This is a genomic window from Litorimonas sp. WD9-15 (assembly GCF_050271975.1).
Taxonomy (GTDB): Bacteria; Pseudomonadota; Alphaproteobacteria; order Caulobacterales; family Maricaulaceae; genus Litorimonas.
The window spans coordinates 411,391-425,849 of record NZ_CP189850.1; the positions used below are offsets into that span (position 1 = coordinate 411,391).

Sequence of the window (14,459 nt, forward strand, 5' to 3'; positions counted from 1 at the left end):
GCAATTGACAGGACGCCCCGCCCTCCCCACTTTCGGACTATGAGCGCTCACTATAAATCCCTCGCCCGTCGGACCAATCCAGAGACGGTCGCCCTGTTCCCGCTGAACGGGACGGTTCTGCTGCCGGGCTGTGATCTGCCGCTGAATATTTTCGAACCACGCTATCTGAACATGATCGACGACGCCCTGAAGGGTGAGCGCTTGATCGGGATGGTGCAAAGCGAGAACGACAATTTGAAACAGATCGGCGGATTGGGTCGTATCAGCCAGTTTTCCGAGACGGAAGACGGGCGATATCTTGTCGTGCTGAAAGGCCTGAAACGGTTTCGCTTGGGCGAGGAATTGAAAACGACATCTCCATATCGTCAGGCCCATATTGATTTTGACGGGTTTGAGGCGGATGCCGATACGCATAATGCGAAACAAACATCAGAAGCCCTGTCCGAGTCCGGGCGATCGGATCGTGCGGCTTTGACAGTTGCCATGAAGTCTCTCGCTAAAGCGATTAATGTTCAGGTCGATTGGGATACGTTAAAAGAAATCCCCCTCCCCCTGCTCGTCAATCAAGCCGCCATGATTTCCCCGTTTCAGGCGGAGGATAAACAGAGCCTGTTGGAAGCGGCCACGGTGGATGATCGGCGGCGATTGTTGATCGGCCTGATGCATCTTTATGCGAGCCAGATTACCGATGATGGAGACCAACCGACCCAATGACCGACGCAACGCCCAAACAAGCCAAAATCGACCCGAAAGTGCTCAGCATTCTCGTCTGCCCTAAGACGCGGGGACCCTTGACGCACGACACCGACGCGAATGAATTAATTAGCAAGAAGGCCAAGCTCGCCTACCCCATCCGCGATGGTGTGCCCATTTTATTAGAGCGTGAGGCGCGCGCGCTATGACCGATCTGAGCCAGGCGGAAAAAGACGCACTCGACGCCGCAACCTTTCGGCGCCTGCTGGAACATCTGGACGAAAACCGCGATGTTCAGAATATCGATTTGATGATCCTGGCCAATTTCTGTCGCAACTGCCTGTCTAAATGGTGGCTGGCGGAGGCCGAAGAACAGGGCCATGATATGGACTTAGAAGACGCCCGCCTCCGTGTTTACGGTATGGATTACGCGACTTGGAAAGCGGAGCAACCCGCCGCGACACCCGAGCAAATTGCCGCCTATAATGCCCGCACCAAGGGATGCTGATATGACCTATAACCCCCATCATGATTATGCAGATGCCAGTCAGTGGCGCGGGACGACGATCCTGACCGTGCGCAAAAACGGCAAAGTTGTTGTTGTGGGTGACGGGCAGGTCAGCGCCGGAAATACGGTGATGAAGGCGAGCGCGCGCAAGGTGCGAACCCTTGCCGGCGGGACGGTCCTGACCGGATTTGCAGGCGCGACGGCGGATGCCTTCGCCCTGTTGGAACGGTTGGAAGCCAAGCTGGAACTGCATCCCACGCAACTCGCCCGCGCCTGTGTTGAACTGGCCAAGGATTGGCGCATGGATAAATATTTGCGTCAATTGCAGGCCATGATGATCGTTGCGGACAAATCCGAGACGTTCGTCCTCACGGGCAATGGCGATGTCGTCCAACCCGATAGCGGCATTACGGCCATTGGGTCGGGGGGAAATTACGCCCTCTCCGCTGCTCTCGCCATGGATGAATATGAAGAAGATGCGGAAACACTCGCCCGCAAAGCCATGGGCATTGCCGACCGGATTTGTGTGTTTACGAATAACAATCTGACGCTGGAAGTGTTGGAGACAGATTGATTGCTTCCCGTCATTGTCATCCTCCGGCTTGACCGGAGGATCCACTCGCATTCAATCTCGTGAAAAGCTCAACCCATATTATATGTCAACGTCAATGCAAATGGATTGCCCTATCAAGTCGGGCAATGACAGAGTGTAGTATTAAATCAACCACGCCTTATTCGCGGGCATCCCCGTTTCGACACGAATATCTGCACGGTCATATTGACCGTCGGCCATCGCTGATAATTGGTCTGTGGTCATATCCTGCAGCCTCGCATAAAATCGTTCACCCGTTTTAGCCTGCCCGATCACGACCGCACTAACCGGCACGCCGCGCTTGTGATTTACGATATAGGTTTCAATGACCGCATCGCCTGAAACCTGCTCCACCTGTCCCGGAGAAGACTGCCCCTCAATTCTCGTCGCAATTAAATCCCGATCGGCGAACACATCGCCCTCTGCCGCCTCCGTTGAATAAATCCCAACGGCCTGTTTACTCATCCAGCCGCCATTGCCATGGGCGAGGCCGAGACCGCCCGGTGCTTTCCGACAGGCCTCGACGACCTCGCAAATACCGTGCAAAGTATAATTATTTCCAGGACCGCCGAAGAAGGGCAATCCACCCGTCAGCGTCATCGATTTGCCCTTACGGTCCAGCGCTGTCGCGGCCTGATCCACGACGCAGGGGAAGCAGGAATAGATATCGGCATGTTCAATCTGCTGGGGCGCGACATTCGCGGCGGAGAGCGCGGCCTCAATGATGACGTCCATGGCAACAGAGCGGCCCAATTCTGTGCGGTCCAGCATCAGCTTTTCCTGACCCTCAGCGTGACCGCGCAAATAGACCCATTGTGTTTCCGGCACGCCCAATTCCCGCGCACGGCCCACCGTCGTCATCACGATAGCCGCACCCTGATTGACGCCATCCTTGGCGACCATGGATTTGAGAAAGGGCGAGATAAGTGCGCGGTTGTCAGGCGTCTCTTTCGCGATGGCCTCAGCCGAATAGGTTTCATCAAACATGGAATAGGGATTGTGCGCGGCAACGGCTGAGAAGGGCGCAATTAACTCCGCCATATGTTTACGATGTTCGGCCACCGTGCGGCCCGCTTTGATCCGGCGGGCGGTCTCAATAAATCCGTAATAGCTCATCGCATCCATCAACCCGTGGGCGAGTTCGGTTTGCGACACGATCATCGAACCGCTGAAGAGGCCTCGATCTTTCCACTCGCCCTCATGTTCCTCTGACCAATCAAGGTCTGCACCGCTGCGCTGTGCGGCCCGCATATTGGCGAGAGCTTCACCGCCTGCAATGACGACCACATCTGCGCGGCCCGCTATTAACTCCTGCGCAAATTCTCCGACAAGGGCTTGTGGAGATTGTCCGCCCAAGACGTCATAAATCGCCAGCTTCGGCGCAGCCCCGATGCGCGACGCCACGGCCAATGGAAATTTATCCGGTCCGCCAAAGGGGCAAGCATAGGCGGGACTGCTATCGGAAAAAGTTCTGACGCAGGCGACAACATCAATATGCGCAGCAGCGATGCCCGCATCGGCCAGTGCCGATTTCGCCGCCCGCCCCGCCATATCCGCGTGCGACGCAGCCTTCGATAAATCCGCAGGCACAGGCTCCACCGCTTGTCCGGCACCGATCAGAATGGGAGTCATATCGTTCATGCGCCCGACATGGCGCGACCCGTCAAATATGACAAGCACAGTCTCACATTCAGACTTGCAGTCTATTATATATCCATTATTCAGGATATATGGATATGAATAACGCACTGGCGGCTTTCTCCGCCCTCTCAAACACGGGTCGGTTGCAGGCTTTCCGTCTGCTCATAAGAGCGGGGGACGCAGGGTTGATGTCCGGTGAAGTTGCGACGCGGTTGGATGCGAAGCAAAACTCGACCTCGACCCAGCTCTCCATCCTGCAATCGGCGGGGCTCATCGCGTCCACGCGGGAGGGGCGATCTGTGCGCTACCGCGCCAATCTGGACGGTATGCGGGGTTTGCTGGAATTTTTGATGGAGGATTGCTGCGGCGGAAACCCTGAAATTTGCGGTCCCGTTCTGGATGAGGTCGTTTGCTGTGACTAAATTTTCAACATTACAAAGATGGATGTCCGAGGCCCTCGGCACGGCCTTCCTCCTCGCCACAGTTGTGGGGTCCGGCATCATGGCGGAGACACTGTCAGGTGGAAATATCGCGATTGCCCTGTTGGGGAATACGATTGCAACGGGGGCAATTCTCTACGTCCTAATTACGATTTTCGGACCCATTGGCGGCGCGCATTTCAATCCGGCTGTGACATTCGGCTTCTGGCTCGACAAAGCCATTTCGACGCGTGAAGCGCTGGGTTATGTTGCCGCGCAGACGGTCGGCGGGATCATGGGGGTCTATGCCGCCCATGCCATGTTCGATGCGCCCATTTTCCAGATCGGACCGAAGATCAGGGCGGGTGCGTCGCAGGGGCTTTCGGAACTTATTGCGACCTTCGGATTGATGCTCTGCATTCTGTTCGCGGTGCGGTTCAAGCCCAAAGCCGTGCCCATGACGGTCGCCCTCTATATCACAGCGGCCTATTGGTTCACCGCCTCGACGAGTTTCGCAAATCCCGCCGTGACCGTCGCGCGAAGCCTGACCGATAGTTTCGCGGGCATCCGTCCGGTTGATGCACCGTTATTTATTGTCATGCAGATGATCGGCGCGGGATTGGCCTTTGGAGTTTATCGGTTTTTTGTGGGGAGGGGATGAGGAAATTGAGCACATCTTTCCTTCCTCTCATCCGGCATTGATTCTGGGGTCGATGTGTCGCCAGTTCGGCGGGAGACGCTATCTTCGATCAATCCAAGCTTAAGCCAAGATTAATCCTTGGTTTTGAAAAAATAATTCCATCCAAAGCCACTTTCATTGTCACCCCGCACCAGCCCAAAGGGCGCAGATGCGGGGCCTAACGATTACAGAGCTTTAGCTTGGGTTTATAGGCGATAGGTCCCGCATCTCCACTTCGCTGCGTGCGGGATGACTTTGGGTTTTGTGAGGCTGAGTACGGCCGCCAATCCCCGTTTATGAAGAGAATGATCCCCACTTATAAAAGCTATGCCATATTACATTCGTTCTTTCAGACACGGGACAGGCGAGGCCTCGCTTGCTGGTACTGAAGGACGGTGGGGTTGAGCGCTTTTGTGTGAGAACGAGAGTTGTGCCGGACTTTTAGAAACGAGAGCCGACCGGCTGTTCCAAGTGGGCAGACTCCGGGGATTATCTGACCGGCCGTTTCTTCAAAAACCGCTGCCGCGTGGCCTTGTATTTGGCGTGAGCCTGATGCGAGAGCGCAAGGGCTCTGTCGCTTAAAGACCGATGGAGCCTGAGATTTGGAAGATGTAACGGTATCGCCGACCTCTAATCTTGTCTCACGCGCTTGGCCTCCCGCGTAAAACATAGATGAAAGACCTACCCTTGGTACTCCATCGCGGAGGCCCCACGCGGACAGTCCCATTTATCAGACTATTGCCGACCCCGAGATGGGCGGTCGCAGCTTTCGCTTATTTCAAACTCTACTGAACGACCAGACGGTCTTTTAGCATAGGCAATAGAGCCGCATTCGTGACCAAGGGATCACCGTCATAGGTCGGGTCGCCGCCGGAGAGGCTTTCGACGACGCACCCTGCCTCTTGGCAAATGAGGATACCTGCCGCGACATCCCAAGGCGCGAGATCACGTTCCCAATAGCCATCGTAACGGCCGGCAGCCGTCCAGACGAGATCGAGACTGGCCGCGCCCATTCGGCGGACACCGGCGGAACTGCCCATGACTTTATGAAGTTCTTTGAGGAACCGTGCGTGGCCCGGACGGCCCAGAAACGGAATGCCTGTGGCGAAAATCGAATCTTGGAAAATATCGCGTTTGCCGGGACGCAGACGACGGTCTGCCCCGCCGCGCGTGCCGTCATTGACGAAAGCACCTTTGCCTTTTTCCGCCATGAACATGGCATCCGTGATCGGATTATAAACCATGGCCGCCACAATCTCGCGCGGGTTGCCGTCAATCTCGCGTTCCAGCGCAATAGAGATGGCGAAGTGCGGAATGCCGTGAAGGTAATTCGTGGTGCCGTCCAGCGGATCGATGATGAAGCGATGGGTCTTGTCAGACCCGATAATTTCGCCGCCCTCTTCGAGCAGGAAACCGTAACCCGGGCGGGCCTCGGACAACATCTCGACGAGGGTTTCCTCGCATTGCTTATCCGCGCGCGAGACAAAATCGGCAGGGCCCTTGCGGGACACCTGTAAATGCTCAACCTCGTTGAAGTCCCGCAGCAATTTGCGCGACGCTTTTCGGGCTGCGTTTTGCATCACGGTCATTATGGCAGACATTCCGCTCATGATTTTTCTTTCGATGAAGTTTTGTTCTGCAAAAGCTTATACAAAACAAAGCAAACAATAAGTAATAAGGGGGCGATGATAATAGCGACTAAGTAATTGTTAGAAGAGAAAATTTTCGTAATCAATAAAACCACAGCCGCAAAGATGAGCATTGCGGCACTAATCAAATTTAAAGAGAAACCTCTTCCCAAGTCTATCCGCATCAATCGGCACGCTTCACATATGACCCGTCGGTCGTGTTGATAATTAAACGCTCGCCCACGCCAACAAAGGGCGGCACGGTTGTGCGCGTGCCGTTCGACATGGTCGCGGGTTTGTAGGAATTCGCCGCCGTCTGACCTTTGACGACAGGCTCCGTCTCGGCGACCTCGAGAACGACCTGTTCCGGAATGGCAACCGTGATCGCCCGCTCTTCGTAAAATTCGAGATCGACCTCCATGCCGTCCGTCAGGAATTGCGCCTGCTCGCCGACAAATTCCTCGGCCAGATTGATCTGCTCATAATTCTCTGTGTTCATAAAGACGAGCATGTCGCCGTCGCGATAAAGGAACGTATGGGGCTTCTGATCGAGGCGCACACGTTCGACTGTTTCCGCCGCGCGAAAACGCTCATTCAGCTTTCGCCCGTCGAGAAGGTTTTTCAATTCGACCTGATTGAACGCACCGCCCTTTCCAGGCTTTACAGCATTACATTTTACCGCGACCCAGAGCGTATCTTGGTGCTTGATAATATTGCCGGGCTTAATCTCATTGCCGTTCATTTTCATGGCGCGCGTCCTGCGGGTTATAAGTTTCCGCGCGCCATAACAGTCACGTGATGCAGGTGCAAGCGACCCTAGCGGCGATAAGCCGACGCCTCGCCCACAGTCTGCACGTTATTCGTGTTCTGGAATTCCAACATGATCCGGCGCGGGTCGAGCGCGATATGCGTTGGCTTTTCCACAACATCAAAGCTGAAGACTTGATCTTCCTGTGTCACCCAAACCCGTTCGAGTTGCGTCCAGGCACTCCAGAGCTTTTTCGGCTCATCCGTGTAGATCCCGATTTCGAGAGGCTCGTTCAAAACTTCACCGTCCATATCGGCCCAGCTCTCAAACTTTTCCATCTCTTCGGTCTGGATATCCTTCTGGGTGTTGACGGGGATTGTTACGCGCCACGTGCCGTCAGCATTTTCTGAGACTGTCGGACCGTCATCGCCATAACCGAATTTCCACTGTACCATCCGGTCCCATTGGTCCGTGATGAGTTGGTCATATTCAGGACCGGCCGCTTCACGCAGAACATTGGTTAGCGTTTTCGTCGTCGGATAGGGCGGACCTTTCAGACCGTATTCCTCGATAAAGCCTTTCATCGCATCCCGCATATTTTGCGGCCCGATATGATGTTTCAAGCTCCACATCACCCAATCGGCCTTGTTATAGACGAGATATTGTTGGTCCCGCGCCACAGCCAGAGGAACTTCCGCCTGACTGTCAAACATGGACAGCGCCATATATTGCGCAATCGTGCCGTTTTCCAACAGGAACAATGCCTTGTCGAACCCATACATGGCTTCATAGGCGTCCAACGTTATATAGGATGTCAGCCCTTCGGAGAGCACATTAAACCCACGACTATAACCCGGGACAATTTGATGGGCGAACCACTGATGTCCCATTTCGTGCATTGTGATTGCGGAGGCATTATCCAGTGTCTTTACATCATCCGGATCGCCCGCATCCATGATGAAGCCCGACTCGGAGAAGGGAATCGTCCCAGCAAAGGCCTGCGCGAATCCGATAAACGGGACCTCCATAATCCGCACATAATCATACTGATAAGGCGAGAAATGTTCGGTGTAATGACCGAGTGAGAACTGCGTGGCGCGGATCATATCATCGACGGAATAATCGTGATGGGCCGCGTGGTAGACACGGATGGGAATAACTTTCCCGTCCGGGGCGGTCCAACTATCCTCTGTCACCGCGTAATCACCGGAGAGCATGGAGAAGAAATTACTGATGGGTTGTGTTGTCTTATAGGTCCGGCACGTCCGACCCTCCACCGTCTCTTCCGCAATCAGGTTGCCGGGCGCAATTGGCGTTTGCGGGGCTTCGGTACAGATCCGACCCTCAAAATCAATCATGTCGGCAGGACCCGTCAAAGCCCCGAATATATTCAAATCCATGCCCTCGGCAGTGGGCTCGGGTAGCTTTGGAAGCTCTTCCAGACCGAGCTTACGACGTCGTTTCTTGCTCTGAATGGCGAGGTCGGGCGGTCCGAAAACAGGGATCACGCGCGGGCTGCCCCCGAAGGTCGCGTAATTATTCATGAAGGTTCCGTTTTTCGAGACCGAACTACGATCCGCCAAACGCGGCCCGTGAAGAAAGACTTCGAAATCCAGCGTGGCAGTCGCGCCGTCGGCCAGGGGCGGATCAAACCGGAATAGCCGGACGTCAAAGTCACGAATGTCTTTAAGGCTGTCACCGTCGTCATTTTCGCCGGAGGTCACTTCCGTCGCACCGGTAACTGCCAGGACGCGCATATCCTCCTCATGACCGGTGGAGGGCTGCACATAGAGTTCCGTGATCGGTTCACCGCTGGCGTTTTGCAGCTCCATCGTGCCGGAAATGAGGGCTTCCTGAATGGACGGATAAATCTGGGCGTCAACTTTTACCGCCCGCGTATGGGGGCGCGGCAGGTCCATTTCCCGCTTGAAAAGGGCCTCACCCCTAACTTGACGGGCTTCGCGGTCATTGCGGTTATTCCAGTCAACCTTGTCATAAGCCTGAAAGATATAGATGCCCGAGCCGATAAACCCGGCCAGCGCCAAGGCCATAACACCACCCGATACAGGCGTGACACGGCGTCCAACATAGCGCAAGCGGGTGAGAAAGCTTACCTGCAATCCACGGTGCCACATCCAGACGCCCAACACGGTAAAGGCGAGAACAAACATGCCCCAGTAGAAATTGAACCAGCGGAAATAGATCCAATTATTATAAGGCGAAATCTCTGAAACAGGCCCGGGCGACGTCCCGCCAAATCCCATGAGGGGATGGTAGAACGGTAAGCGTCCGATAAACAGCAAGGCTGCCAAAGCGCCACCCGCGGCCAACATACCGATTATTCTATTCGGAACGAACATCTGCACCATCATCGCCAACGCCGCCATGAAAAGGTAGTTCGGGAATACGTTCAGGAATGTGAAGCCCAGATAGAGACCGAAATCGACGGGCGGACTATCTGTCATGAGTTGGATTGACATGCTGACCAACATACCAAAAAAACAAAGAGAGAAGACCACGGCAAACAGGGCTAGCCATTTACCCGCCAAAAGCGGCCAATTATTGACGCTTGTCGAATCCAGTAATTCATGAAACTTTGCGCCCCGGTCCCGAAAGGAAATCTCTCCGGCAAAGAAAGCAATAATTAAAATAATTGGAATGGCGAAAAACGTAAATCCCAATCTAGAAATAATCAGCGATGTCGGAATCAATTTCTGCGGTGAGAAGAAAACCGTAATGATGATAATCAAAGCAAAAAGTGCGACAGCCAGACTCGCAAGTATGATAAAAGGTACGGACCGCACAGTCGTCAAATATTCAAATTTGAAACGCGTCCAAACGGCTGCAAGATCTGACATAAAGCCGGATGTCTGCGCGACACCGGAATAGGACAGACCAGTTCCCTTCATTTCGACTTTTGCCCGACGGGTCCTCCCTGTGATAAGGCCGCGTTTGAACTTTCCAAAAACAAGCGCCAATATCCCGAGCGATATGAGCGTCCAGACCAGACGGTTTAAACCGACATAGCCCGTCAGTGGCAGCAGCTCCGTGTTACGCTGTTGCGGATTCATGAACTCCGTATCGAAACCATAAGCCAATGAGCCAAACGGGTCGGCCACAGCCTGCACCCATTTCGGAATATCCAGCTCCGTAACAACCCCCACCATCAGTGAGAAGAAGAACAGCCCGATCGCGGAGACCAGAACCAGCATACGGTTTTGCGTCAGTCCGGCGATGAGAGTGAAAAAGGCCGTGACGAACAACGCGTTGACGACTGTGAGCAGAATAAAGGGTTGCAAATAATAAAGCGGATTTACGGGTCCAAGCGTTTCCTTATCCAATGTTGGACTTAACTGACCGAGAAATTGCGCGACCAAAAAGACAAAAAACGCGATACAGAGGACGCCGAAAATACCAACCATGCGCGACAATGTCATATCCCGCGTGGAGACAGGTGTGGCGTGGACAATCTCCAGCATATTGGAGGTCTTATCCCGCAAAATACCTGTGACGGTGAAAATGCCGCCGAAGAAAATAATGGGCAGGTAGGCGCCGGATAAACCACCCGCAATCATTTGCGCGCCATTGGCTTTGAGGCGGGAACCGGACAGACCATTGCCGACAATATCTGGAAGTAGTGCAACCAAAAGCCCGTAAACGAGCATCACCGCAATGACGACCCAGAAGCCGACCTGCTTGGCATGATACCGTGTTTCAAAATCTATAAGTCGCTTAAGCACCAAACGTCTCCACTTCCTCGGCGACAAGACCGTTGAGATGGGCGTGATAGGCATCCTCAAGAATGACATCCGCCTGTTCCCAACCTTCCCCCGGTGAATGTTTTGACAGCACCGACACGATAACACCGCCCGCCAAATGACGAGAGGAAAGGAAATTGGCATGGGATTTAATTTCCACGGATTCTTCTTTTGCAACTTTTTTGCGCCAGACCTGTCCATCAATTTTAGCGATCAGCGCCTCGGGTGCGCCGCGAGCCACAATCTTGCCGTTCCCCATCACGGCCATATCCGTGCAGAGATCACGCACATCCTCAATGATGTGCGTTGAGAGAATGATGATCTTCGTCTCTGCTTGTTCAGACAGCAGATCCAAGAAACGTTGGCGCTCCGCAGGGTCAAGGCCCGCCGTCGGCTCATCCACAATCAGGACTTTCGGGGCGCCGAGCAGAGCTTGCGCCACACCGAAACGCTGACGCATTCCGCCGGAATAGGTCGCGACATTGGCAGACGCATGGGTGAGTAAATTCACGTGCTCCAACAACGTTCGGATTTGTTTATCCCGCGCCGATTTATCCGTCACGCCTTTCAATACGGCGATATGGTCGAGCAGCGCCTTCGCGCTCATTTTTGGATAGACTCCAAAATCCTGTGGTAGGTAACCGAGGACGCTTCGCATTGCATTCGGATTGGCGACAATATCCTGCCCGTCCAACGTAATCGTCCCGCTATCGGGGTTCTGCAGCGTTGCAAGTGTCCGCATGAGGGTCGATTTCCCCGCACCGTTTGGACCAAGAAGCCCAAACAAGCCTGGCTCTAAATCCAGTGACACACCATCCAAGGCATGAACCGCACCGAAACTCTTGGAAATATTGTTAATTGAAAGCATGAGCTTCCCCCGAAAACTGAACCCAAACACAGGAAACCCTGTTTATTTTATCCTCCACTAGGTCAAATTTTATCGAAAAACAACAATAAATATTGTTTTTCGATAAATAACCAGGCCCCGGAAGCAGAATACAATTCTAGGAGACTCTCGCTTCCCAGCTGCGAAAGATGAGTCTAGGTTGAAGGATATGGATACTGAAATTGCCCCCGACCTACCGCCTGCCAGCCCGCCGCTTTCTTATGCTTTTGCGCGGATGCACGGGATTGTTGTGGCAGAAGGTGCGAGCGGTATTCCAGTCCTCGCGCACCGTCCTGGCGCAGCTCGGGAAGCACTGCTGGAGGCGCGGCGGGCCTTCGGAGCGCCCATCCGGCCAGAACAGATGAGCGCGGATGCGTTTTCGAATTTGGTCGCTAAAACCTATTCACAATCCGACCTGACATCTTCCGCTGATGCCGCGATTGGCGATCCTCAGGATCTTTCGCAACTCGCCTCTGGCCTGCCGAAAACATCGGATCTGCTGGATGATGCCGATGATGCGCCCGTTATCCGTCTCATTAATGGGATTTTGCAGGAAGCTATTCGCTCCCGCGCCTCAGACATTCACGTTGAACCTTATGAGGAACGGCTCTCCGTGCGGTTCCGGATTGACGGAACGCTGACTGAGAAACTCTCCCTTCCCGCCCGCCTTGCACCCGTTCTGGTGTCGCGAGTCAAAGTCATGGCGCGGCTGGACATCGCCAATAAACGTATCCCGCAAGACGGGCGCTTCTCGCTCAATCTCGGCGAACGGCAGATTGATGTCCGCGTCTCCACCCTGCCCGCGCGCCACGGCGAGCGTCTGGTCATGCGGATACTCGAAAAAGACAGTCAGGGGATTGGCCTCTCGGAACTCGGTATGGACGCCGCCATGTTGACGGATTTCCAATCCATGCTGGCGCGACCCAATGGGATTATCCTCGTCACGGGGCCAACGGGTTCCGGTAAGACGACGACGCTTTACGGCGCGCTCTCCACTTTGAATGACGGCACACGAAACGTGCTGACAGTCGAGGACCCGGTTGAATATGCGCTGGACGGGATTGGTCAAACGCAGGTGAATGATAAGGTCGGGATGAGCTTTGCGGCAGGCCTGCGCGCGATTTTGCGGCAGGACCCGGACGTCGTGATGGTCGGCGAAATCCGCGACCCCGAAACGGCGGAAATCGCCGTGCAAGCTGCCCTAACGGGACATCTGGTCCTGTCCACGGTTCATACAAATTCAGCCGTCGCCGCGATTGCGCGTCTGCGCGATATGGGCGTCGAGCCGTTCCTGCTTTCCTCCACCGTGACGGCGCTCGTCGCGCAACGGCTAGTCCGTCGCCTCTGCGATCATTGCAAAACGCCTTACACCCCAACACCATCGGAATGCGCGGAACTGGGCGTGAAAGCGGGCGCGACTTTCCACAAACCCGTCGGCTGTATGCAGTGCCAAAATATCGGTTATCAGGGACGCCTTGGACTCTACGAAATGGTTATCAACGACGACACATTGCGTCAGATGATCCATGACGGCGCGTCGGATACAGATATGTCCGCTTATGCTTTCGCCAATCGTCACACACTTCTGCAATCCGGCGCGGATGCTGTGCTGGAAGGCGCCACGAGTTCGGAGGAAGTTCTGCGCGTGTGTTCGGCGAAAACGACTGACGCAATCTAATGGATGCGTTTGATTACAGTGCGATAGATGCGGGCGGGGCCAAACGGTCCGGCACATTAATGGCGAGCAGTGCGCGGGAGGCACGCGACCTCCTCCGCGCCCGGGCGCTGACCCCGTTGGACCTGAACCGGTCCCGCAAGAAATCCGTGAAAGCCGGAGATCTCTCGGACCAAAAAAGTTTCGGACGCGGGAAAATTAAACATGCGGAACTCACCCGCGCGACACGGCAAATCGCGATCCTGATTGATGCGGCCACACCCGTCGAGGACGCGCTACGCGTGACGGCGCTGCAATTTGAAAAATCCGCGATGAAGGGCGTGTTGCTCTCTATACGGTCGCAAGTCGTAGAAGGGGCAACCCTGTCCTCCGCCCTGCGCAGTCAACCGCAGGCCTTTTCCGACCTCTACACCGCGATGGTCGCGTCGGGCGAGGCCTCGGGACAACTCCCTGAAGTCCTGCTGCGCCTCGCCGATGATCTGGAATCCGCGCAGAAAATCCGGCGCAAGATTGCGGGGGCCACGGCCTATCCGCTCGTCCTGACGGCGGTTGCGCTAATCGTCATCGTCGTGTTGATGATTTTCGTCGTGCCGAAGGTTGTCGAGCAATTTGATACATTCGGGCAGGACCTCCCGCCCCTGACCAAAGCCACAATATGGGTGTCAGAATTTCTGCAAGCCCGCGGCCTCATCCTGCTCGGCCTTATCGTCGCCGCGATTGTGGCCCTCCGTTACGCTTTGAAACGCAAAGCCATTCGCCGACGCTGGGACGCGATAAAATTACGATTGCCGCTGGTCGGGCGACTGCACCGCGACGTCAATGCGGCGCGGTTCTCCCGCACGATGGCAGGTCTTGTCAGTGCGGGCACGCCCGCCCTCGCCGCGATGGAAACGGCGCAACATACCCTGAAAAATGCTGTCATGCGCGAGAGCCTGACCGCCGCGATTGAACGTGTCCGCTCCGGTGCGCCCATGTCGGCCGCATTGAAAGAGGCGGGTGTGTTCCCGCCGCTCGTCGTGCAAATGGTCATGGGGGGCGAAGCCTCCGGCGATATGGGGAATATGTTCGCCAAATCCGCCGATTATCTGGAAGATGAATTTGACGCCGCGACGACGGTGTTCCTGACACTGCTGGAACCCGCGATCATCATACTGTTGGCGGGCGTTGTGTTGCTCGTCGTGGCGGCTATCTTCCTCCCTATCCTGCAACTCAATACATTGGCTTATTAAGGG

The 14,459-nt window shown here is 55.0% G+C and carries 13 protein-coding genes; 8 read left to right on the top strand and 5 right to left on the bottom strand.

The genetic code is table 11. From position 1 onward, the window contains the following. The first annotated feature begins 39 nt into the window (after positions 1–39). Genes ACP9M6_RS01990 through hslV form a run of 4 tightly spaced genes read left to right on the top strand, consistent with a single transcriptional unit; the run spans position 40 to position 1,775 of the window. Entirely contained in the window at positions 40–714 is a 675-nt protein-coding gene (locus ACP9M6_RS01990; RefSeq protein WP_427452983.1) for an LON peptidase substrate-binding domain-containing protein, read from the top strand. Further along, on the top strand, positions 711–902 hold the full coding sequence (locus tag ACP9M6_RS01995) for a Trm112 family protein (RefSeq protein WP_427452985.1): 192 nt from the start codon (positions 711–713) through the stop codon (positions 900–902). The genes ACP9M6_RS01990 and ACP9M6_RS01995 overlap by 4 nt, the downstream gene beginning before the upstream one ends. Continuing rightward, complete coding sequence (locus tag ACP9M6_RS02000; RefSeq protein WP_427452987.1) at positions 899–1,201, top strand: DUF1244 domain-containing protein; 303 nt, start codon at positions 899–901, stop codon at positions 1,199–1,201. Before ACP9M6_RS01995 ends, ACP9M6_RS02000 begins: the two co-directional genes overlap by 4 nt. A gap of 1 nt (position 1,202) precedes the next feature. Then, the gene (hslV, locus tag ACP9M6_RS02005; RefSeq protein ID WP_427452989.1) at positions 1,203–1,775 is read left to right on the top strand and encodes an ATP-dependent protease subunit HslV; all 573 of its coding nucleotides are present in this window, start codon (positions 1,203–1,205) and stop codon (positions 1,773–1,775) included. A 141-nt stretch (positions 1,776–1,916) separates the two neighbouring features. On the opposite strand, the gene ACP9M6_RS02010 is transcribed toward hslV, so the two are convergent. Continuing rightward, positions 1,917–3,434, bottom strand: a complete 1,518-nt coding sequence (locus ACP9M6_RS02010; protein ID WP_427452991.1) for an acetyl-CoA acetyltransferase — start codon at positions 3,432–3,434, stop codon at positions 1,917–1,919. Positions 3,435–3,523: 89 nt separating this feature from the next. Between ACP9M6_RS02010 and ACP9M6_RS02015 the strand changes: the two genes are divergently transcribed. Then, positions 3,524–3,856: an ArsR/SmtB family transcription factor gene (locus tag ACP9M6_RS02015; RefSeq protein ID WP_427452993.1), complete on the top strand. Its 333-nt coding sequence runs from the start codon at positions 3,524–3,526 to the stop codon at positions 3,854–3,856. Then, positions 3,849–4,514 carry an MIP/aquaporin family protein gene (locus ACP9M6_RS02020; protein ID WP_427452995.1) on the top strand — a complete coding sequence of 222 codons (666 nt, stop codon included), beginning with the start codon at positions 3,849–3,851 and terminating at the stop codon, positions 4,512–4,514. Before ACP9M6_RS02015 ends, ACP9M6_RS02020 begins: the two co-directional genes overlap by 8 nt. A gap of 803 nt (positions 4,515–5,317) precedes the next feature. Here the strand turns inward: ACP9M6_RS02020 and ACP9M6_RS02025 are convergent. The 4 genes from ACP9M6_RS02025 to ACP9M6_RS02040 form a co-directional block, all read right to left on the bottom strand. Continuing rightward, a complete protein-coding gene (locus ACP9M6_RS02025) occupies positions 5,318–6,142 on the bottom strand; it encodes an inositol monophosphatase family protein (protein WP_427452997.1) in 825 nt (274 codons plus the stop codon). 202 nt (positions 6,143–6,344) lie between these two features. Then, positions 6,345–6,908: an elongation factor P gene (gene efp / locus ACP9M6_RS02030; RefSeq protein WP_427452999.1), complete on the bottom strand. Its 564-nt coding sequence runs from the start codon at positions 6,906–6,908 to the stop codon at positions 6,345–6,347. A gap of 68 nt (positions 6,909–6,976) precedes the next feature. After that, the gene (locus ACP9M6_RS02035) at positions 6,977–10,648 is read right to left on the bottom strand and encodes an ABC transporter permease (RefSeq protein ID WP_427453001.1); all 3,672 of its coding nucleotides are present in this window, start codon (positions 10,646–10,648) and stop codon (positions 6,977–6,979) included. Then, on the bottom strand, positions 10,641–11,534 hold the full coding sequence (locus ACP9M6_RS02040) for an ABC transporter ATP-binding protein (RefSeq protein WP_427453003.1): 894 nt from the start codon (positions 11,532–11,534) through the stop codon (positions 10,641–10,643). Before ACP9M6_RS02040 ends, ACP9M6_RS02035 begins: the two co-directional genes overlap by 8 nt. 187 nt (positions 11,535–11,721) lie before the next feature. On the opposite strand from ACP9M6_RS02040, the gene gspE reads away from it, so the two are divergent. Then, positions 11,722–13,230, top strand: coding sequence for a type II secretion system ATPase GspE (gspE, locus tag ACP9M6_RS02045; RefSeq protein WP_427453005.1), 1,509 nt, complete (start codon positions 11,722–11,724; stop codon positions 13,228–13,230). Beyond that, positions 13,230–14,456 carry a type II secretion system inner membrane protein GspF gene (gene gspF, locus ACP9M6_RS02050; protein ID WP_427453007.1) on the top strand — a complete coding sequence of 409 codons (1,227 nt, stop codon included), beginning with the start codon at positions 13,230–13,232 and terminating at the stop codon, positions 14,454–14,456. Before gspE ends, gspF begins: the two co-directional genes overlap by 1 nt. Positions 14,457–14,459: the final 3 nt, after the last annotated feature.

Coding starts and splice junctions, on each gene's coding strand:
- gspF (WP_427453007.1), top strand. CDS start 13,230: ATGGATGCGTTTGATTACAGTGCGATAGATGCGGGCGGGGCCAAACGG.
- ACP9M6_RS02000 (WP_427452987.1), top strand. CDS start 899: ATGACCGATCTGAGCCAGGCGGAAAAAGACGCACTCGACGCCGCAACC.
- efp (WP_427452999.1), bottom strand. CDS start 6,908: ATGAAAATGAACGGCAATGAGATTAAGCCCGGCAATATTATCAAGCAC.
- gspE (WP_427453005.1), top strand. CDS start 11,722: ATGGATACTGAAATTGCCCCCGACCTACCGCCTGCCAGCCCGCCGCTT.
- ACP9M6_RS02010 (WP_427452991.1), bottom strand. CDS start 3,434: ATGAACGATATGACTCCCATTCTGATCGGTGCCGGACAAGCGGTGGAG.
- ACP9M6_RS02040 (WP_427453003.1), bottom strand. CDS start 11,534: ATGCTTTCAATTAACAATATTTCCAAGAGTTTCGGTGCGGTTCATGCC.
- ACP9M6_RS01990 (WP_427452983.1), top strand. CDS start 40: ATGAGCGCTCACTATAAATCCCTCGCCCGTCGGACCAATCCAGAGACG.
- ACP9M6_RS01995 (WP_427452985.1), top strand. CDS start 711: ATGACCGACGCAACGCCCAAACAAGCCAAAATCGACCCGAAAGTGCTC.
- ACP9M6_RS02015 (WP_427452993.1), top strand. CDS start 3,524: ATGGATATGAATAACGCACTGGCGGCTTTCTCCGCCCTCTCAAACACG.
- hslV (WP_427452989.1), top strand. CDS start 1,203: ATGACCTATAACCCCCATCATGATTATGCAGATGCCAGTCAGTGGCGC.
- ACP9M6_RS02025 (WP_427452997.1), bottom strand. CDS start 6,142: ATGAGCGGAATGTCTGCCATAATGACCGTGATGCAAAACGCAGCCCGA.